Origin of the sequence: Streptomyces sp. NBC_01255, from assembly GCF_036226445.1 — a bacterium.
Lineage (GTDB): Bacteria > Actinomycetota > Actinomycetes > Streptomycetales > Streptomycetaceae > Streptomyces.
On sequence record NZ_CP108474.1, the window covers coordinates 744138 to 764862 of the forward strand.

Genomic DNA, 20725 nt, shown 5'->3' on the forward strand with positions numbered 1-20725 from the left:
TGTGTGGGTCAGTGGGTCACTGGCGCTGCCACAGAGCCGGGACGTTCGGCGGCTCCCAGCCGGTCTGGGCCTGGTGGCCCTGGAGACAGCGGTAGGTCGCGCCGCCGTACGTGACCGTGGCGCCGGCCGCGTAGACCTTGCCCGCCGCCCAGGTGCCGCCCGGCTGCGGTTCACCGGGCCCGGGGCCCGGGTCGGTTCCGGTGGTCTTCAGGGTCAGGCCGTAGTTCTGCAGCAGCGGGTTCAGCGGCTGGAAGAAGGTCGTGCCGCCGCTGGAGCAGTTGCCCGAGCCGCCCGAGGTGACGCCCTGGGCCTGGCTGCCGGAGATGTACGAGCCTCCGGAGTCGCCGGGCTCGGCGCAGACCGTCGTGCGGGTCACGCCGGAGATGGTGCCCTCCGGGTAGGTGACGCTGGTGTTGTGCTGCTGGATCGTGCCGCAGTGCCAGCCGGTGGTCGAGCCGGAGCGGCAGACGGACGCGCCGACGGGCTGGAGGACCGACCCGGTCACCTGGACGTTCGCGCCGCCGGAGCCCTTGACGTACGGGGTGGCGGTCCAGTTGGTGTTGGCGGCCACCCAGGCCATGTCGTTGCCGGGGAAGACCGAGCCCTGGAAGCTGCCCTGGGCGACCTGGTTGAAGCCGCTGGTCGTGGTGCCCGCGCGGCCGCAGTGTCCGGCCGTGGCGAACCCCTGGGTCGTGCCGCGGGTCACCGCGAAGCCGACGGAGCAGCGGCCGCCGCCCCCCATGTAGTACGCGTCGCCGCCCCGGATGTCGTACAGCGGTCGGGGTGCCCGGTCTGTCCTCACGACCCGTACGAGGTCACGCGGGACTCCGGTGGCCTCGACGAGCCGCCCCCCGGCGCCGGCCCGGGTCTCCTCGACGACGAGGACGTTGGCGCGCACGTCGACGTAGCGCACGGGCGCCTCGGCGGTGGCGGCCCGGTCCAGGGCCTGCTTGGCCCGCTCCAGGGCGGTCAGGCCGTGCGGGACGAGCCGGGCGTTCGCGCCGGTGGCACGTATCGCGGCGGCGTCGGCGGCGCGGGTGGTGGCCACGGTCAGGGTGCCGGACTCCGCCCCGTCCACCCAGGCCCCGGCGAAGGCGCTGCCGAGGCTCTGGCGGAGCAGGGCGGCGGTGGCGCCGGCCTCGGCCTCGTTGGCGAGCCTGGTCAGGGCCTGGGGGCGGGTGAGTCCCAGGTCGCGCTGCATGGCGGAGAGGAGTGCGGGCTGGGCGGCGTCGGCGGCGAGGGTCCGGGCGGCGGTCTTCGCGGCCGGGCTCCCGTCCGGGGCCGCGGTGGCGGTCCCGGCCTGGAGGCCGGCCAGCGCCATCCCGGCGGCGACCAGCGCGGTACACGCCGTGCGGGCGTGTCGTCGGAGCATGGGGTGTCTCCTCGGTTCGGTGGGGGATCTGCCGAAACCGTAGGGATCCCGAAGGGGGCGGCGGGAGTTGTCAGTCGGCCCCTGCCACGGCGTTATGCCCCGGGGCGCCGAGGGCCGCGCTGTGGGCGAGTGCCTCCGCGTGGGCGGCCCGGGTGTGGTGCAGGACGGTCGCGGCCCGATCGGCCGCGCGCCCTTCGGGGTGCCAGCCGAGGAGGTGCCGCCAGACGAGCGGGGCGCCGGACAGGGGGCGGGTCACGATGCCCGGCGTCGCGGGGAAGGTGGCCCGGCAGAGGCCGACGGCCCGCCCCACCTGGACCAGGTGCACACAGGAGGCGGTGTCCGTCTCGTACACGCAGGCCGGGGTGAAGCCCGCGCGGACGCAGGCGGCGGCGAAGCAGTCGCCGAAGCAGCCGTCGCCCGGGACGTCGGTCCAGGCCTCCACCGCCAGTTCGGCCAGGTCGAGTTCGGTACGGGACGCCAGCGGGTGGTCGGCAGCCAGCATCACGTACACCGGGTCGCGGGCCACCTCCGTCCAGGCGAGCCGTCCCGCCTCGGGCGGCGCGCTCTCGCCGCAGACGCCGACCAGGGCGAAGTCCAGCCGTCCTGCGGTGACCCCGCGGGCGATCTCCCGCTCCGACCAGGAGGTGTACGTGGTCACCGGCGAGCCGGGCTCGGTGCGGGCGAGCCGGTCGACGAGGCCGCCGAGGAGCGGGCCGTGGGTGCCGCCGAGCCGGTAGCCGCCGGAGCCCTCGCGGGCGAACCGCACCGCCTCCTCCTGCAGCTCGCACACGGCGGGCAGGACGACCCGGGCGCGGTCGAGGACCAGGTCCCCGAGCGCCGTGGTCCGCACGCCTTCCCGGCCCCGCTCGAACAGCGCGCCGCCCAGGGCTCGTTCGATCCGCTTGAGCTGGGCACTGAGCGCGGGCTGCGCGAGACCGAGCGCGGTGGCGGCACGCGTGAGACTGCCCGCGTCCGCGATGGCCCTGATCGCCTTGAGGTGCCTCAACTCCAAGTCCATACCGAGAGCTTGACGCCCCACCCCCGATAGGTCCAGACCAGCGACGGACGCGGGCGCCTCAGGCGGGTGCGGCGAGCAGCGCCGCCAGATGGCCGGCGAACGCGACGAGCCGGTCGACAAGCATCGCGAAGCGTTCGTCGTCGCGCTCGTGGAGCTGGACACCGCCCCATCAGGACCTTGCTCATCGTTCATATGACTGAACTGCAATCACATACAGATCTATTGACGCGTCCACAGCAGACCTCTAGCGTCCCACGGAAAGCGCTTTCTGACCCGTGCTTCCCGCCCCCTGAAAGCCCCTCACAAGCCCCTCACACTGGAGAGCAACGATGCGAACGGGACCCGTCATCGCGTGCGTCAGCCTGCTGGCAGGCACGCTCGTCGCCCTGTCCGGCACGACGGCGCAGGCCGCGACCACCACCTACGAGGCCGAGGCCTCGCCCGCGGTCTGCACCGGCACGATCGACTCCGACTGGGCCGGTTTCACCGGCTCGGGATTCTGCAACGGCACCAACGCGGCCGGCGCGTACGCGCAGTTCACCGTGAACGCCCCGGCCGCGGGCACCGCCACGCTCACCGTCCGCTTCGCCAACGGCACCACCACCGCGCGGCCCGCGGCCCTCACCGTGAACGGATCGGCGGTCTCGTCGTCCTCGTACGAGACGACGGGCGCGTGGACGACCTGGGCGACGAAGACGTTCACCGTGCCGGTCGGCGCGGGGGCCAACACCGTCCGGTTCGACCCGACCGGCGCCGCCGGCCTGCCGAACATCGACCGGCTCGACGTCGAGACGGCCGGCACCACCACCCCGCCGTCGGGCAGCGCGCTCTACGTGGCACCGAACGGCACGGACGGCGCCGCCGGCACCATCTCGGCCCCGACCACGCTGAGCTCGGCGATCACACGCGTCGCGTCCGGAGGCACGATCTACCTCCGCGGCGGCACGTACAACCACTCCCGGACGGTCACCGTCCCCGCCGGCCAGAACGGCACGGCCGCCGCCCGCACCAGGCTCTCCGCCTACCCCGGCGAGAGGCCGGTGCTGAATTTCTCGGCCATGACCGAGGACCCCGCGAACCGCGGGCTCGCCGTGAACGGTTCCTACTGGCACGTCAGCGGCCTCGTCGTCGAACGGGCCGGAGACAACGGCATCTTCGTCGGCGGCAGCCACAACATCATCGAACGGACCGTGACGCGCTACAACCGCGACTCGGGGCTCCAGCTCTCCCGGATCGCGTCCACCACGCCCCAGAGCCAGTGGCCGTCGGACAACCTCGTCCTGAGCGCGGAGTCGCACGACAACGCCGACTCCGACGGCGAGGACGCCGACGGCTTCGCGGCGAAGCTCACGGTCGGCCCCGGGAACGTCTTCCGCTACGCCGTCGCCCACCACAACATCGACGACGGCTGGGACCTCTACACCAAGACCGACACCGGACCCATCGGAACCGTCACCATCGAGGACTCCCTCGCCTACGAGAACGGCACCCTCTCCGACGGCACGCAGAACGCCAGCGGCGACCGCAACGGCTACAAGCTGGGCGGTGAGGACATCGCCGTCGATCACGTCGTCCGGCGCAGCATCGCCTACCGCAACGGCAAGCACGGCTTCACGTACAACAGCAACCCGGGCACGATGACGGTGTCGAACAACCTCAGCGTGGACAACGCCCAGCGCAACTACTCGTTCGACGCGGGCACTTCGGTCTTCCGGAACAACACCTCGTGCCGGAGCGCCGCCGGCACGAACGACCGGACCATCGGAGACGCCGACGGCTCCAACCAGTTCTGGTCCGGTACGAACGGCTCCCGGTGCTCCGCCTACTCCGGCGCCCTGGGCTGGTCGTACGCCACGGACGGCCGTCTCGCCGTGACCCTCGGCGGCAAGTCGGTCACCCTGTAGCCCACCGCCGCAACCGTCCGTCCCGCCAGGGACCCCGCTCCCGTAGGCCGTTCACAGAGCCGACACACGAATGTCGTACGGGAGCGGGAATTCCCTTGCGAGGACGGCCCGTTGGGCCTGACATGACCCTCGGAGTAGTCCTCAGCACGACCACCCGCCAGCTCCCGATCGACGACACGGTGCTCCTCGCGCAGGAGGCCCGAGACGCCGGACTGCACTCGGCGTGGTTCGGTCAGTCCTTCGCGTACGACTCCCCGTCGCTCGCCGCGATCGTCGGGCGCGAGGTGCCCGGACTCCACGTCGGGACCGCCGCGATACCCGTCTTCGGCCGCCACCCGCTCATCGTCTCCAGTCAGGCGCAGACCGCACAGGCGGCCACCGGCGGGCGCTACCACCTCGGACTCGCCCTCGGCACCAAGCACCTGACGGAGGAGGGGTTCGGCATTCCGTACGAGCGGCCCGTCCTGCTGCTCCGGGAGTTCCTCACCGCCCTGCGCGGCCTGGTCGAGACGGGCTCCGCGGACTTTCACGGCGAGCTGCTCACGGCCACGACACCGTGGCCGGCGTCCGTGCCCGGGGCCGAGCCGCCGGTACCTCTCCTCGTCGCCGCGATGGGGCCGCAGGCCCTGCGGGTCAGCGGTGAACTCGCCGACGGCATCCTGCCGTTCCTGGCCGGGCCGCGCGCGCTCGCCGAGGACATCGTCCCCGCCGTCACCGCCGCCGCGGCGGCGGCGGGCAGGCCGGCACCCCGGATCGTGGCCATCGTCCCCGGCGTCGTCACCGCCGACGTCGAGGCCGTACGGGCGGAAGCGGTGGAAGCTCTCTCGCTCTTCGACGGGATCCCCTCCTACCAGCGTGTCATCGCACGCTCCGGCGGCACGCGGGCCGCCGACCTGGCGGTGATCGGCGACGAGGAGACCGTCGCCGCCGAGGTGCGGCGCTACCGCGAAGCGGGGGCGACGGAGGTGGTGTTCACGGCGACGCACCTGGGCGGCGACGCGGACCGCAGCCGTACGTGGAAACTCCTCGGCGAGCTGTCGAGCGAGTACGGAACCAAGGATGGGGAGTCCGGCACGCAGGGATGAAGCCCCGCCGGCCCCACCCCTGCGCACACCCCTCGTACGGTCCGGTCCCGCCAGAGTCCCCGACCAGGAGGGTGTCGGCGGCGACCACATCCTGCGGCGCGTACTCCCTGGTCTCACCCGAGAGCGTCGTGATGACGTGCCGCTGACGGCGGCCGATCGGGTGGACCTCGACGGGCGAGGGCGGGCGGCGGCCCGTTCCCCCTCGGGGCCGGTTCACGATGGCCCGGCGGAGCGCCCCGGTCTCCGTGCCCGCTCGACCAGGTGAAGGGGGAGAGATGGCCGGCCGACGCAGGGCGATCGCCCGACTGCTGACGATGTGCCTGATGGTGGGTGCGGCCGGTGCCTGGGCTCCGGCGGTGCGCGGTGCGCTCCCCGCCGACCAGACGACGATCTCCCATGACGACCTGCGGACCGGCTGGGACCGGGACGAGCCCGGTCTCGCCCCCGACCAGGTGTCCAGCTCGGACTTCGGCCTCCAGTTCTCGACCACCGTAGACGGTCAGGTGTACGCGCAGCCGCTGGTCGTGGGGCGCACGCTCGTCGCGGCCACCGAGAACAACAAGGTGTACGGGATCGACGCGGCCACCGGGGGGATCGGCTGGACCAAGGACCTCGGCGCCCCCTGGCCGGCCTCGGCGATCAGCTGCGGGGACCTGGTGCCGAACATCGGGGTGACCGCCACGCCGGTCTACGACCCGGCGAGCAACGCCGTGTACCTGACCGCCAAGGTGAACGACGGGCCGGACGCCCAGCACCCCAACTGGTACGTGCACGCACTGGACCCGGTGACCGGCGCCGAGCGCGCGGGCTGGCCGGTGAAGGTGACGGGCGCGCCGGTGAACGACCCGGGGCGGGCGTTCAACCCGTACACGGCGGGTCAGCGGCCCGGGCTGCTCCTCATGGGCGGCTCCGTCTACGCGGCCTTCGCCTCGCACTGCGACCGCGGTCCGTACGTCGGGTACGTCATGGGCGTCAGCACCACGACGCGCCGGACGACGCTGTGGGCCACCGAGGACTCCTCCGCCAACGGCATGGCCGGGGTATGGATGAGCGGTGGGGGTCTCGTCTCCGACGGCCCGGGCCGGATCCTGCTCTCGACGGGGAACGGCGTCTCGCCGGCGCCCGGCCCTGGCAGCCTGCCGCCGGGTCAGCTCGCGGAGTCGGTGGTCCGGCTCGGGGTGAACAGCGACGGCACGATGTCGGCGCAGGACTTCTTCAGTCCCGCGAACGCCTCCCAGCTCGATCTGAACGACACCGACCTGGGCTCGGGCGGCCCGGTGGCCCTGCCGGGGCCGGTGTTCGGCACCAGCAGGCATCCGCGGCTGCTCGTCCAGATCGGCAAGGACGGGCGTCTGTTCCTGCTCGACCGGGACGACCTCGGGGGCCGGAGCCAGGGGCCGGGTGGCACCGACAAGGTGCTCGGCGCGTTCGGTCCGTACGAGGGTGTCTGGGGGCATCCCGCCGTGTACGGCGGGCAGGGCGGCTACGTGTACACGATCGGCAGCGGCGGCCCGCTGCGGGCCTTCGCGTACGGGCTCACCGGCTCAGGTCTCCCGGGGCTCACCAACACGGGCAGCAGCGCGCAGCGGTTCGGCTACACGTCGGGCTCTCCGGTGGTGACCTCGACGGGGACGAATCCGGGGTCGGCGCTCGTGTGGGCGGTCGCGTCGGACGGGGCGAGCGGCGCCAACGGGCAGCTGCGGGCGTACGACGCGGTACCCGTGAACGGGGCGCTGCGGCTGCGCTGGTCGGCGCCGATCGGGGTGGCGTCGAAGTTCGCCGTGCCCGCCACCGACGGCGGGCGGATCTATGTCGGTACGCGGGACGGGCACGTGCTGGCCTTCGGGCGTCCGGCCAACACCGCGCTGACCGGTGAGCCGGTGGACGCGGGCGAGGTGGCGGTCGGCTCGGCGGGGACCGTCACGGCCACGGTCACGGCGACCCGGGACGTGACGATCACCGGGGTGAGCACGCCGGCGGGCGGCCCGTTCTCCGCGACCTCGGCCGGGCTGCCGCGCACGCTGCGGGCGGGCGAGACCCACACCGCGCGGGTGACGTTCTCCCCGACGACGCCCGGCCCGGACACCTCGGCGCTGACGTTCGCCACCGACCTCGGCGACAGCGCGCTCGGGCTCACGGGATACGGCACCCGGCCCGGGTTCCTCGCCTCGCCGGGCGCGCTCGACTTCGGCACGGTGCCGACGTCGACGAGCAAGTCGCTCGGCGTGACGTTCACGAACACGGGCACGGCCGACGAGACGATCTCCGCGGTCTCCGTCCCGGGCGCCCCTTTCAGCTCGGCTGACCCGCCGGCCGTCGGCACGGTCGTGAAGCCCCGGCAGTCCGTCACCGTGCAGGTGACGTACGCACCGACGACCGCCGGGGAGCACACGGGAACGCTCGCCGTCGGCGGGTCGAACGGCACGGCGTCCGTGGCCGTGACCGGCACGGCGGTGACCGGTCGGGCGGAGCTCACGGTCACGCCCACCTCCACGGCCTTCGGCGAGGTGAAGGTCGGTCAGTCGGTCACCAGGACCTTCGACATCAGCAACACCGGCAACATCCCGCTCACCATCACCAAGGCGAAACCGCCCGCGGCTCCGTTCCACGTCACGAACCCGATCAGCGAGGGCCAGGTCCTCGGCCCCGAGGACGTGGTCCACCAGGCGGTGACCTTCTCGCCCACCTCGATCGGGGCGGTGACGGCCGCGTACGAGCTGACCTCGGACGACGGGCGGGGCCCGCGCAACGAGGCACTGACCGGTACCGGCGTGGCGGGCACCGGGGTCACCGTGCCGTCGCCGGGCGCGGGCGGCTGGCGGCTCAACGGCGCCGCCGGGATCTCCGGCAACGACCTCCAGCTCACGCAGGCGAGCGCGTCCCAGCGGGGTTCGGCGGTGTGGCCGGTCCCCGTGCTCACCGACGGCCTCAAGGCCTCGTTCACCACGGTGATCGGCGGCGGCACCGGCGCCGACGGCCTGACCTTCGCCCTCCTCGACCCTGCCAGGACGACGCCGGCCGCGCTCGGCGGTGTGGGCGGTGGCCTCGGCTACGCCGGGCTCCCGGGGGTGGCCGTCGCCTTCGACACGTACCGCAACACCGGGGACCCGTCGGCCAACTTCGTCGGTGTCGCGACCGGCGGCAGCGGCTCGGCCCTCACGTACGCGGCGACGACGTCGAGCGTCCCGAACCTGCGGGCGGGCACCCACACGGTCACCGTCGCGGTGACCGGCAAGACGGTCACGGTCTCCGTCGACGGAACGCAGCGGCTGCGGACGACGGTGGCCTCGCTGCCCCCGGCGGCGCTGCTCGCCTTCACGGGAGGGACGGGCGGCCTGACCGACATCCACGCCGTGCGCGGCGCGGCGATCACCTCCCCCTCGTACGCGCTGCCGCCGCCCGGGCCCAACGGCTGGACGTACAACGGCGCCGCCGCCCTGTCCGGGACGAGCCTCGTCCTCAACCCCGCCCAGGCATACGTCAAGGGGTCGGCGATCCAGGCCACGGCGGTGCCGTCGGCCCGGCTGCGGGCCCGCTTCACCGCGACGCTCTCGGGCGGCACCGGCGCCGACGGGCTCGCCCTGCTGCTCCTCGACGCGGCCCACACCACGCCGAAGGCGCTGGGCTACGGGGGCGGCGGGCTCGGCTACAGCGGGCTGCCCGGGGTGGCCGTCGCCCTGGACACCTACCGCAACCCGGGCGAGCCGTCGTCGAACTTCGTCGGCGTGGCCACGAGCGGCTCGGCGTCCACCCTGCGGTACGCCGCGACCTCGACCGCCGTCCCCGCGCTGCGTACGGGCAGTCACGTGGTCGACGTGAACGTGACCGCCGCCGGGCGGCTCCTCGTCCTCGTCGACGGGGTCCAGGTCATCGACGTGGCGGTGCCGCTGCCGAAGAACGTCCTGGTCGGATTCGGCGGCGCCACCGGGGGCCTGACGGACCGTCACGTGGTCTCGGGGGTCCGCGTCGGCTACTGAGCGCGGATTCCGGGGCGCCGGCCGTACCGGTGACCGGCGCCCCGCCCCGGCATCTGTCCGCATGCCGGACGGTCGCGGTAGTCTGCTCGCCTTTCGGAGCACGTACCCGATCACTTCCGTGAGGCGAGCGATACACATGACCGAACTGAGCCGGATATACGTGGACGAGTGCCTGCGCGGGGACGGCGCCCTCGGCGAGGCCGTCGCCCGGGCCGAGTTCCCCCCGGGGTTCGAGAAGGCCTGGCGCTCGTACCTGCTGCACCGGCCCTGGTTCGTGGACGCCGCGGAGACGGAGGCCTTCGCACGGGACCTGGGGGGCCTCTTCGACCTCCTGGTGTCGCTGCCGCGGCGGCTCTTCGACGGTGACATGGAACGGTACGGGGCGGCCATCGGGATCGACCCCCGGCTCGTGTCGCTGCTCCGCCGGGGCGGCTCCGGGGTTCCCGACAGGCTGGGCCGCGCCGACGCGTACCACGACGGCACCTCGTACAAGCTCCTGGAGTTCAACCTCGGCAGCGAGGTGGGCGGGCTCGAACTGGCCGTGTTCAACCAAGGGCTGCTCGGCGTACCGGAGTTCGGCGCCTTCGCGCGGAAGCACGGTCTCGGCCACGTCGACATCGGGGCCCGGATGGCGGCGGTGCTGCGCGAGCGGGCGAAGCCCGCGCTGTCGGGCGGCGGGGAGCCGGTCGTCGGGCTCGTCGAGGGGCGCGGCGGCGTCGCCGCGTACGGGCGGATGATGGTCGCCACGCAGGAGGCGATGGCCGCGCACGGTCTCGATCTGCGGATCGGCGAGGTCGGGGACGTACGCACCCGGGCCGACGGCAAGTTGACCCTGGACGGGACGCCGCTCGACCTGGTCGTGCGGAACTTCGCGGCCGGTCAGCTGCTGGAGGATCCGGCGGGGCCGGAGGTGGCGGAGCCGTTCTTCCGCGCCCACGAGGCGGGCAGGACCGTGCTGTTCACCACCCTGGAGAGCGGCTTCTACGGGAACAAGAGCGCGCTCTCACTGCTCACCGACCCGCGCTGGAGCGCCGCCTTCGACGCGGACGAGCGGGCGCTGGTCGAGCGGCTGCTGCCGTGGAGCCGCACGGTGAGCGCCGCGGGTACCGCCGGGCTCGCGGAGATCGTGGACCTCTGCCGGGAGCGGCGGGAGGAGCTCATCCTCAAGCCGGGGGCCGGGTACGGCGGTCTGGACACGTTCGTCGGCTGGGAGAGCACCGACGCGGAGTGGCGGGCGGCGCTGGCCGTCGCGGTCGAGCACGGCGGTTACGTGGCGCAGGAGCGGGTCGTCCCGCGGGCCGAGCCCGTCTACGACCCGGCGACGGGGGCCGTCGAGGAGTGGATCGCGGTCCTGGGGGTCTTCCTCACCGACGACGGGTACGCCGGGACACACGCGCGGGCGAACCGGGCCGACGGCGGCGCGATCGTCGGGCTGAGCAGCAATCCGGGCACTCGCATGGTCGGCGTGTTCTCCCATCCCTGACGGGCGCCCGGGGCGTCTACCGCGTGCCGTCCTTCTTCCAGGGGCCGATGCCGAGCTTCCCCGTCGTGCCGAGGTCGAGCTCGGGCGTCACCATGACCGGGGCGGCGCCGGGCTTGGCCCGGACGCGGGCGTAGGGGGCGTTGACGGGATCGCCGGCCTCGACGGTGTTGCGCCAGACCAGGCCGGAGTAGGCGCGCTCGCCGGGCGCGAGGACGAGCGGCCGCGCCGGTCCCTCCATGCCGGTCGCGCCGGCGATCCGCTCGCCGCCCTGGAGGAGTTCCACGCCGTCGACGGATGCGTGCTCCTCGTCGACGAGCCCGATCCGGGGGTAGCCGTTCAGCTCGTAGGGGGCGGTCCCGCAGTTCTCCAGGTGGAGGCCGACGACCCGGAGTCCCATGGCGGAGTCGCCGTCGTCGGCGTACACGCGCACGCCCGAGGGCGGGCAGGGGCCCGACTCTGAGGGCGCTTCGGCGGTCGGGACGCTCCGGACCGTGAGGACCTGGAACCGTCCGCCGCCGGCCGCGTCCGCGGGGACGTCGGCAGCGGTGATGGTGCGTCGGACGGTCTTGCCGGGGGCGACGGCCGGGACGGTCTCCTTGACGGTCGCCATCGCCTGGCCGCTCGCCGTCAGGAACGAGAAGGCGATCGTGTACGTGAAGGGTTCGGTCTCGGCGCTGGTGACCGTGTACTCGGCGCAGGGGTCGGTCTGTCCGGCCATGGCCCCGCCGGCGGCGGATTCGCCCATCCCCGTGATCGTGACCCCGTCCTCCGTCGAGCCGTCGCCCGGCCGGGCCGCGCAGCCCGCCGCCGTGGCGGACGGCCCCGATGGGCCGCCGCCCGCCTGCTCCGTGCCGCAGGCCGTGAGCAGCAGCAGACCGGCGAGGGCGGCGGGGAGCGTGGCGCTACGCATGCGGGGCGGCCTCCTGGGGGCGCAGTGCCGCCATCGCGCTGAGCATCAGCTCCAGCGCGAAGGGGTAGCCGCTGTCCAGCATGTCGGCGGCGAGCAGCGGGTAGGTCGCGGCGATGTTCGGGTGGGTGTCGGGCGACAGTCTGCCGTACACCGACTGCCAGACCGCCTCGTCCCCCTCCCGGGCGGCGGGCGGCAGGGCCGCCGCGGCGGCGTCCTGGGCGGCGAAGGCGAGGGCCTGGTCGACGAAGGCGTGGTAGATGCGCACCGCGAGGGGGTCGGGGAAGCCCGCGGAGCGGAGGATGCCGAGGATCCGCTCGACAGCCCGGGTCTCGTGGGGGCGACCGGTCGTGCGGTACGCGCCGAGGACGGCGGCCTGCGGATGGGTGAGGTAGCAGGCGTGGATCCGCTGGCCCATCGAGCGGAGGTCCTGCCGCCAGTCGCCCGTCGCCGTCCAGCCGTCCTGCGCCCGGCCGATGAGCTCGTCGGCGATCGCGAGGAGGAGGGCGTCGGTGTTGCGGAAGTAGCGGTAGAGCGCGCTGGGGTCGGCGCCGAGCGCGGCGCCCAGCCTCCGTACCGACAGGGCTTCGGCGCCGTGCTGGGCGACGAGACGGAGCGCCGTCTCGACGATCAGCTGCTCCGAGAGGACGGCGCCCTGCTTGGTGGGGCGGCGGCGCTGCCGGCTGCCTTCGGGGACCACGCGTTCGGACATGGCCGGGACCTTACGTCAACACCATTGACGTGTAAACAGCCTTGCCGCTTCCATAGCGCCCAACCACCTGCCGCCTCATGTTCTGGAGCATTCGCATGGCCAAGGCCGATCTGGTCTTCACCCGCGGTCCCGTCTTCACGGTGGACCCGGCCCGTACCCGGGCGACCTCGCTCGCCGTCATCGGCGAGCGGATCGCCGCCGTCGGCCACGACGAGGTGCGCGAGCTGATCGGCCCGGACACCGAGGTCGTCGACCTGACGGGGAAGCTGCTGGTCCCGGGCTTCCAGGACGCCCACGTCCACGCGGTGTTCGCCGGGGCCGAGCTGGCCCAGTGCGACCTGTCGGAGACCGTCAGCGTCGACGAGTACCTGCGCCTGGTCCGCGCCTACGCGGACGCCAACCCGGACCGTGAGTGGATCTCCGGCGGCGGCTGGTCGATGGAGAGCTTCGAGGGCGGTCTGCCGACCCGGCAGCTGCTCGACGCGGTCGTCCCGGACCGGCCGGTCCTGCTGTCGAACCGTGACCACCACGGCGCCTGGGCGAACACGCGGGCGCTTGAGCTGGCGGGGATCACGGCCGAGACGCCCGACCCCGCCGACGGCCGCATCGAGCGGGAGGCGGACGGCACGCCCAGCGGCATGCTCCAGGAGGGCGCCGCCGGCCTCGTCGGCCACCTGGTGCCGCCGATGTCGGACGCGGACCGCCTCGCCGGCCTGTACCGCGCCCAGTCGCTGCTGCACTCCCTCGGTGTCACCGGCTGGCAGGACGCCATGCTCGGCGAGTTCCACGGGCAGCCCGACCCCTCCGACGCCTACATGACCGCCGCGCTGGACGGCACGCTCACCGCCCGCGTGACCGGCGCGCTCTGGTGGGACCGCGAGCGCGGCGCCGAGCAGATCCCCGAGCTGGTGGCCCGGCGCGCGAAGCTGAACGCCGGCCGGTTCCGTGCGACGTCGATCAAGATCATGCAGGACGGCGTCGCGGAGAACTTCACCGCCGCGATGACCACCCCGTACCTGGACGGCTGCGGCTGCGCCACCGCCAACTCCGGGCTGAGCTTCGTCGACCCCGACGCGCTGCGCGGCTACGTGACCGAGCTCGACGGCCTCGGCTTCCAGGTCCACTTCCACGCCCTGGGCGACCGGGCCGTCCGGGAGGCCCTCGACGCGATCGAGGCCGCCATGGAGGTCAACGGGCGCCGCGGCAACCGTCACCACCTCGCCCACCTCCAGGTCGTCCACCCCGACGACCTGGCCCGCTTCGCCGCGCTCGGCGCCATCGCCAACATCCAGCCCCTGTGGGCGGCGCACGAGCCGCAGATGGACGAGCTGACGATTCCGTTCCTCGGCGCGGAGCGTGCCGCCTGGCAGTACCCCTTCGGCAGTCTCGTCCGCGCCGGGGCCACGCTCGCCGCCGGCAGCGACTGGCCCGTCAGCAGCCCCGACCCGATCGCGGGCATCCACGTGGCCGTGAACCGCCGGGACCCGGAGTCCGCCGACGCGCCGGTCTTCTACCCCGAGCAGCGGCTGGACCTCCCGACCGCGCTGGCCGCCTACACCGCCGGCACCGCCCATGTGAACGGTCACGACGACGCGGGCAGCCTGCGCGCCGGGAACCTCGCCGACCTCGTGGTCCTGGACCGCGACATCCTCACGGCGCCGCCGGAGGAGATCGGCCAGGCCCGGGTGGAGCGGACCTACGTCGGCGGCAAGCTCGTCCACGCGAGCTGACGGGCCGGGGTCTACCCGTGCTGCCGTACCGAGGACGCCCGGACGTCGAGACGGGTCGGGACGAGCGTCCCGGCCGGTTCCCGGTCACCGTGCTCCAGGACCCTCACCAGGTGCTCGATGCCCGCATCCGCGATCGCCTCGGGCCGCAGGCTCAGCGTGGTCACGGGCGGCTCGGTGTGCTCGGCCGTGACGTCCTCGCTCACACAGACGAGGAGCAGATCGCCGGGTACGTCGTAGCCGTGGCGGCGCGCCGCCTCCAGGACGAGGGGCGGGCTCGCCTCGGCGACGACGAGGAGGGCGTCCGGCCGGTCACCACCGTCCGGTCGGCCACTGCCGTCCGACCCGTCACCACCGTCCGGCCGCTCGTCGTCCTCGCCCGCCGGGCCTCCCGCCAGGGCGGTCTCGACGGCGTGGACCACCGGTCCGTTGCCGGGTTCCCCGACCCGTACGACCCGCTCCGGCAGGCCGTGCTCCGCGCACCACTCCCGGTGGGCGGCGAAGACCTCGTCATGGAAGCGGGTGGTGCTGTCGGGTACGACGAGGACCGGCCTCCGGGCGCCCTGCTCCAGGAAGTGGTCCAGGGCGGTGCGGACGGCGGCGCTCGTGTCGACGTCCACCCAGTACGCCCCGGGCCGCCCCTCCACGGAGCGGTCGCTGAAGACGGGGATCCCGGCGGCGAGCACGTCGTCGACGATCCGGTCGTCGGCACCGGGGTCGGTCACGACCACGGCGTCGAGCGGCAGGTCGGCCCACTCGTTCTGCAGGGATCCGGTGGGCAGCAGGACCATGGCGTAGCCGCGTCGCAGCGCGGTCGCCGCCGTGGCCCCGGTCAGCCGGGCGAAGTACGGCGACTCGACGAACACCGAGGTGACGTCGGCCGTCTCACCCACCACGTATCCGATCAACTTGGCTCGTCCCGCGCGTAGTTGGCGCGCGGTGGCATTGGGCCGATAGCCCATTCTGCGCGCGGTCTCGCGGGCTTTCTCCCGTACGGCGGGAGAGAGCCTTCCGGTGTCGTTGAGAGCCGCCGAGACGGTCGTCTTGGACAGGCCCGCCTCGCGGGCGACGTCGACGAGGCGGACGCGCGGGGTGGGTGAAGAGGGCTGCCCGCCGTGCCGTGATCCAGAGGTCATGGAGCGATGGTGCCACCCTCCTGACCTTTGCAAAACCGTTCCCGCAAGACCTTGTGCGGGAACGTTCCCGCATTAATACTCGCTCCATCCCCCCAGCGCCCGTCACTACACCCGTAAAGGGGTGGGTCTGCATGCGCATGTCGAGAACCATCGCGCTCCTCACCTGTACCGCCGCCCTCGCGGCCACGACCGCCGCCTGCTCCGGCGCCACCAAGCCCGGTGCCGCCCCCGGCGGCGGGCCCGGCTACGAGGTCACCCCGATGTCGCCCCCCGCGAAGGGCACCCTGGACTCGTTCACCTGGTCCCTGTACGCCGAGCCGTACACGCTCGACTACGCCCTGGCGTACGACTACCCGCCGAACACCGTGCTCGCCAACGTCTGCGAGCAGCTCTTCCGCGTCACGCCCGACATGAAGATCGAGCCCGGTCTCGCGGTCAAGTACGAGCAGCCCGATCCGCGCACGCTGGTCTACACCCTCCGCTCCGGGGTGAAGTTCCACGACGGCACGACCATGACCGCCGACGACGTCGTGGCCTCCCTCAAGCGCCAGATGGACCCGGCGACCGGCTCGCCGTGGGGCTCGGCCTTCAAGAACGTCGACACGATCGAGAAGACCGGCCCGCTGGAGGTGACCCTCCGCCTCGGCAAGGCCGACGTCCTGCTGCACGAGCTGATGGCCGCCTCCCCCGGCACCATCGAGAGCGCCGCGTACCTGAAGAAGGCCGGCAAGGACTACGGCACCCCCAAGGGCGGCGTGAACTGCACCGGCCCCTTCTCCCTCGAATCGTGGGACGCGGGCTCGGGCATCACCCTGAAGAAGAACGCCGCCTACTGGGACCCGAAGCTCGCCCCCAAGTCGGAGTCCGTCAAGTTCACCTTCATCGAGGACCCGGCGGCCCGCACCAGCGCCATGCTCTCCGGCACCGCCGACGGCGGCTACATGGTGCCCACGTCCTCGATCCAGCAGCTGCGCACCAGTGGCAAGGGCACGCTCCTCTTCGGCCCCAACACCGCCGCCGCGGACCTCGCCGTCCTCGACCTGCACGGCCCGCTCGGCAAGCTCAAGGTCCGCCAGGCCCTCTCCATGGCCCTCGACCGCAAGAACATCGTCAAGGCCGCGGCCGGCGGTGTCGGCGTCCCCGCGAAGGCGCCCGCCGCGCGTGGCGCCTGGTCGCTCGCCCCGGAGAAGACCGCCGAGCTCTACGACACGCTGCCCGAGCCCGTGTACGACGTCGAGGCCGCGAAGAAGCTCGTCCAGGAGGCCGGCGCCTCCGGCAAGACCATCACCCTCGTCACCAGCACGCTCGCCCCCGAGATCAGCATCGTCGCCACCGCCGTGCAGGCCGCCGGACGGCAGATCGGCCTCGACGTCAAGCTGAAGTCCGTCGCGCCCGAGGCGTACAGCAGCATCTTCGTCGACCCCGACGCGCGCGCCGGCCTCGACCTGGTGATCACCAACGGGTACGACAACACTCCCGACCCGCTGGAGTTCTACCAGTACTTCCGCACCGGCGACTTCGGGAACTACGGAAACTGGTCGAACGCCGAGTACGACGTCGCCTTCGACCGCGCGAACTCGGAGCCCGACCCGGCCAAGCGCGCCGAGAAGACCGCGGAGCTCCAGAAGATCGCCCTGCGCGAGCTGCCGAGCATCCCCGTCTACGAGGCGCCGTACAACGTCTTCCTCGGCAAGCGCATCACCGGTGCCCCCACCGGCATCGCCCAGCTGTACTACCCGTGGGCCGCGACGATCGGGGCCGCTAAGTAATGACCCGATACCTCGTCGGCCGGCTCCTCGGGCTGGTGGCGGTGCTGTTCGTGACCTCACTCGTGGTCTTCGGCGCCATCCACCTGGCCCCCGGCGACCCGGTGACCTTCCTGCTCCACGGCCGCCCCGCGACGCCCGAGGCCGTGGCGGCCCTGCGCACCCAGTACCACCTGGACGACCCGCTGGCCGTCCAGTACGCGAAGTGGCTCGGCGGCGTCCTCACGGGCGACTTCGGCACCTCCGCCCAGTTCCACCAGGACGTGACCGACCTCATCGCGTCCCGGCTGCCCAGTACGGCACTGCTCGTCTCGTACGCGGCGCTGCTCGTCACGCTGATCGGCGTGGGGTCCGGGATCCTCGCCGCGCTGCGCCCCGGCCCGCTGGACCGGACGGTGCTCATCGGCACCGGTGTCGCCACGGCGACCCCGTCCTTCGTCAGCGCCATCGTGCTCGTGTCGCTCTTCTCCGTGCAGCTGGGATGGTTCCCCGGCCCCGGCGGCACGCCGGTGGGCTTCTCGCAGCAGCTGTACCACCTGACCCTGCCGGCCTTCGCCCTGGCGATGACCTTCGCGGGGCTGCTCGCCCGGGTCACCCGCTCGGCGATGCTCGACGAGCTCGGCCGGGAACACGTCGAGGTGTCCCGGGCCCGAGGCGTCGCGGGCCGGACCGTGGTCCGGCGGCACGTCCTGCGCAACGCCCTCGGCCCGGTCGTCACGGTCGGCGGCACGATGCTCGCCGGCCTCCTCATCAGCACCTCGATCGTCGAGACCGCCTTCGACGTACCCGGGCTCGGCTCCCTGCTCGTGTCGTCGGTGACGGCCCAGGACTTCGCGGTCGTGCAGGCGATCACCCTGCTCAGCGTCGCCGCCTTCGTCCTCGTGAACCTCGCCGTCGACCTGCTCGCGCCCCTCATCGACCCCCGGCTGTCGCTCCACGGGGAAGGCTCCTCATGACCACCACCACCTCAACGGTGCCGTACCGCAGGCCAGGCCTGCGCCGGCTGCGCGCCCTCGGCCAGGGCCCCCTCTTCACCGTCTCGGTCGCGGTGCTCGTCGCCCTCGTCCTGGTCGCCCTCCTCGCGCCCGTCCTCGCCCCGTACGACCCCGAGGCCGTCGACCTCACGTCGAGCCTCGTCGGGACCAGCGCCGATCATCTCCTCGGCACCGACCAGTCCGGGCGGGACATCCTGTCCCGGCTGCTCTACGGCGCCCGCACCGGTCTCCTCGGACCGCTGCTCGTCGTCGCCGTCTCCACCCTCCTCGGCACCCTGGTCGGCATCGTGGCGGCCTGGCGGGGCGGCTGGGCGGACACGATCCTGTCCCGCTCGATGGACATGGTCTTCGCGATCCCCGGGCTGCTCCTCGCCATCCTGCTCGTGACCGTCGTCGGCTCCGGGATGACCGCTCCGGTGATCGCCATGGCCGTGGCGTACACCCCGTACGTGGGTCGTCTGGTGCGCGGCATCGCGCGCCAGGAGAGGGCCCGCCCCTACATCGAGGCGTACCGGGTGCAGGGCTGGTCCGGCTGGACCGTCTGCCTGCGCCACCTGCTGCCGAACATCGCCCCGACGGTCTTCGCCCAGTCCGCGATGAACTTCGGGTACGCCCTGATGGACCTGGCCGCGCTCTCCTACCTCGGCTTCGGCGTGCAGCCGCCGACCGCCGACTGGGGCGCCATGATCAACGAAGGCCAGTCGGCCGTCCAGCAGGGGGCGATGCTGCCCGCCCTCGCGCCCTCCGCGTGCATCGTGCTCGCCGTGGTGGCGTTCGGCATCGTCGGCGAGGGACTCGCCGACCGGATCGCGAAGCGTGAGCGGTGAACGGCATGAAGGAACACAGCGGCACCACGCCGGTCCTGGAGATCGACGGGCTCGACGTCCGGCTCCCCGAGGGGCGCGCCGGACGGCCGATCCTGGACGGCGTCAGCCTGCGCGTCGAGGCCGGGGAGAGCGTCGGCCTGGTCGGCGAGTCCGGCTCCGGCAAGTCCGTGGCCTGCCGCAGCGTCCTCGGGCTGCTGCCCGGGGGCGCGCGCACCACCGGTCAGGTCCGGGTCGCGGGCCGGGACGTGCTCGCCATGAACCGCACGGAGCTGGCCGCGCTGCGGGCCCGGCAGGTCTCCATGGTCTTCCAGGACCCGCGGGCCTCCGTGAACCCGCTCCGCCGCGTCGGCGACTTCCTCACCGAGGGACTGCGCGCGGCCGGCACCCCGCCCGCCGCGGCGACCGCGCGGGCCCTGGAGCTCCTCGAAGCGGTCGGCATCCGCGACCCGAAGGGCGCCCTGCGCCGCCGGCCGCACGAGTTCTCCGGCGGCATGCTCCAGCGCGTGGTCATCGCCGCGGCGCTCGCCTCCGAGCCCGCGCTGCTCGTCGCCGACGAGCCGACCACCGCCCTGGACGTCACGACCCAGGCCGAGATCATCCGGATCCTGACGCGCCTGCGGGCCGAGCGCGGCACGGGCATGCTCTTCGTCACCCACGACCTCGAACTGGCCGCCGCCGTCTGCGACCGCGTGTACGTGATGTACGCGGGCCGGATCGTGGAGACGCGGGGCACCGACGAGCTGTTCGACCGGCCCCGCCACCCGTACACGGCGGGCCTCCTCGGCTGCACGCCGAGCATGGAACCGGGCGCCCCCGCGCCCCGGCCCATCCCGGGGCGGCCCGTCTCCCTGGCCGAGACGCCGCAGGGCTGCGCCTTCGCCCCGCGCTGCGCCCACGCCGTGCCGCGCTGCTCCCAGGAGAAGCCGGTCCTCGCCCCGTACGGCGACGGACTCGCCGCCTGCCACCGCGCCGACGAAGGGATCATGCTGTGACCGTGTCGACAAAGGACGGCCCGGTCGTCGAGACCGGCCTGGTCGTCGACGGCCTGCGGAAGGTGTACGGGGACCACACCGCCGTCGACGGCGTGTCCTTCACCCTGGCGCCGGGGGCGTCCCTCGCGATCGTCGGCGAGTCCGGCAGCGGCAAGACCACCACGGTCCGGATGCTCGTCGGTCTGGAGCGCCCGGACGGCGGCACCGTCCGCCTGGACGGCCGGGACCGCTCCGCGCGGCCTCGGCGCAGGGCGGAACGGCTCGCCAGGGCCCGCGAGATCCAGATGGTCTTCCAGGACCCGTACCTCTCGCTCGACCCCCGGATCTCCGTCTCCGGCTGCCTGGACGAGGTCCTCCGCCTCCACACCGGTCTCGACGGGGCCGCCCGCGCCACCAGGGTCTCCGAGCTCCTGGACCAGGTCGGGCTCGGCACGCGCGAGGCCGCGGCGCTGCCCCGCGGGCTCTCCGGCGGGCAGCGGCAGCGCGTGGCGATCGCCCGCGCCCTGGCCGTGGAGCCCCGGGTCCTCGTCCTCGACGAGGCCGTCGCGGCGCTCGACGTCTCGATCCAGGCGCAGATCCTCGAACTCCTCGGCACGATCCGCCGCGACTCGGGCATCGGCTACCTGTTCGTCACCCACGACCTGGCCGTGGTCCGGCACATCGCGGACGAGGTGATGGTGCTGAAGTCCGGTCAGGTGGTGGAGGCCGGCTCGACCTCGCGCGTCCTGGAGTCCCCGGAGCACCCGTACACCCGGCTGCTCCTGGACTCGGTGCCCCGGCGCGGCGGGTTCGCGACGGCCCGCTGACGGGCCACCGGGTCCGGT

General features: G+C 73.3%; 15 protein-coding genes. 10 read left to right on the forward strand and 5 right to left on the reverse strand.

Annotation, left to right across the window (positions count from 1 at the left end; all coding sequences use genetic code 11):
* Positions 1-16 precede the first annotated feature (16 nt).
* Complete coding sequence (locus tag OG357_RS03085) at positions 17-1372, reverse strand: carbohydrate-binding protein (RefSeq protein ID WP_329619627.1); 1356 nt, start codon at positions 1370-1372, stop codon at positions 17-19.
* A 70-nt stretch (positions 1373-1442) separates the two neighbouring features.
* Positions 1443-2390, reverse strand: a complete 948-nt coding sequence (locus OG357_RS03090; RefSeq protein ID WP_329619628.1) for a LysR family transcriptional regulator — start codon at positions 2388-2390, stop codon at positions 1443-1445.
* Positions 2391-2719: 329 nt separating this feature from the next.
* Between OG357_RS03090 and OG357_RS03095 the strand changes: the two genes are divergently transcribed.
* From OG357_RS03095 to OG357_RS03110, 4 genes are all read left to right on the forward strand, one after another.
* The gene (locus tag OG357_RS03095) at positions 2720-4294 is read left to right on the forward strand and encodes a carbohydrate-binding protein (RefSeq protein WP_329619629.1); all 1575 of its coding nucleotides are present in this window, start codon (positions 2720-2722) and stop codon (positions 4292-4294) included.
* 122 nt (positions 4295-4416) lie between these two features.
* Entirely contained in the window at positions 4417-5379 is a 963-nt protein-coding gene (locus OG357_RS03100; protein WP_329619630.1) for a TIGR03564 family F420-dependent LLM class oxidoreductase, read from the forward strand.
* Positions 5380-5654: 275 nt separating this feature from the next.
* The gene (locus OG357_RS03105; RefSeq protein ID WP_329619631.1) at positions 5655-9356 is read left to right on the forward strand and encodes a choice-of-anchor D domain-containing protein; all 3702 of its coding nucleotides are present in this window, start codon (positions 5655-5657) and stop codon (positions 9354-9356) included.
* A 136-nt stretch (positions 9357-9492) separates the two neighbouring features.
* Entirely contained in the window at positions 9493-10839 is a 1347-nt protein-coding gene (locus tag OG357_RS03110) for a hypothetical protein (protein ID WP_329619632.1), read from the forward strand.
* 16 nt (positions 10840-10855) lie between these two features.
* On the opposite strand, the gene OG357_RS03115 is transcribed toward OG357_RS03110, so the two are convergent.
* Together OG357_RS03115 and OG357_RS03120 are read right to left on the reverse strand one after the other, a co-directional pair.
* Entirely contained in the window at positions 10856-11749 is an 894-nt protein-coding gene (locus OG357_RS03115) for a DUF4232 domain-containing protein (RefSeq protein WP_329619633.1), read from the reverse strand.
* The gene (locus OG357_RS03120) at positions 11742-12458 is read right to left on the reverse strand and encodes a TetR/AcrR family transcriptional regulator (protein WP_329619634.1); all 717 of its coding nucleotides are present in this window, start codon (positions 12456-12458) and stop codon (positions 11742-11744) included. The genes OG357_RS03115 and OG357_RS03120 overlap by 8 nt, the downstream gene beginning before the upstream one ends.
* A gap of 95 nt (positions 12459-12553) precedes the next feature.
* Between OG357_RS03120 and OG357_RS03125 the strand changes: the two genes are divergently transcribed.
* Complete coding sequence (locus OG357_RS03125) at positions 12554-14188, forward strand: amidohydrolase (protein WP_329619635.1); 1635 nt, start codon at positions 12554-12556, stop codon at positions 14186-14188.
* A gap of 11 nt (positions 14189-14199) precedes the next feature.
* Here OG357_RS03125 and OG357_RS03130 read toward each other — a convergent pair whose 3' ends face one another.
* Complete coding sequence (locus OG357_RS03130; protein WP_329619636.1) at positions 14200-15321, reverse strand: LacI family DNA-binding transcriptional regulator; 1122 nt, start codon at positions 15319-15321, stop codon at positions 14200-14202.
* A gap of 131 nt (positions 15322-15452) precedes the next feature.
* On the opposite strand from OG357_RS03130, the gene OG357_RS03135 reads away from it, so the two are divergent.
* The 5 genes from OG357_RS03135 to OG357_RS03155 are packed head-to-tail and all read left to right on the forward strand — an operon-like array spanning position 15453 to position 20707.
* Positions 15453-17090 (forward strand): ABC transporter substrate-binding protein, encoded by a 1638-nt coding sequence (locus OG357_RS03135; RefSeq protein WP_329619637.1) that lies wholly within the window; start codon positions 15453-15455, stop codon positions 17088-17090.
* A complete protein-coding gene (locus OG357_RS03140; RefSeq protein WP_329619638.1) occupies positions 17090-18043 on the forward strand; it encodes an ABC transporter permease in 954 nt (317 codons plus the stop codon). Before OG357_RS03135 ends, OG357_RS03140 begins: the two co-directional genes overlap by 1 nt.
* Positions 18040-18909, forward strand: coding sequence for an ABC transporter permease (locus tag OG357_RS03145; RefSeq protein WP_329619639.1), 870 nt, complete (start codon positions 18040-18042; stop codon positions 18907-18909). The genes OG357_RS03140 and OG357_RS03145 overlap by 4 nt, the downstream gene beginning before the upstream one ends.
* 5 nt (positions 18910-18914) lie before the next feature.
* Positions 18915-19901 carry an ABC transporter ATP-binding protein gene (locus OG357_RS03150; protein WP_329619640.1) on the forward strand — a complete coding sequence of 329 codons (987 nt, stop codon included), beginning with the start codon at positions 18915-18917 and terminating at the stop codon, positions 19899-19901.
* Positions 19898-20707 (forward strand): ABC transporter ATP-binding protein, encoded by an 810-nt coding sequence (locus OG357_RS03155; RefSeq protein ID WP_329619641.1) that lies wholly within the window; start codon positions 19898-19900, stop codon positions 20705-20707. The genes OG357_RS03150 and OG357_RS03155 overlap by 4 nt, the downstream gene beginning before the upstream one ends.
* Positions 20708-20725: the final 18 nt, after the last annotated feature.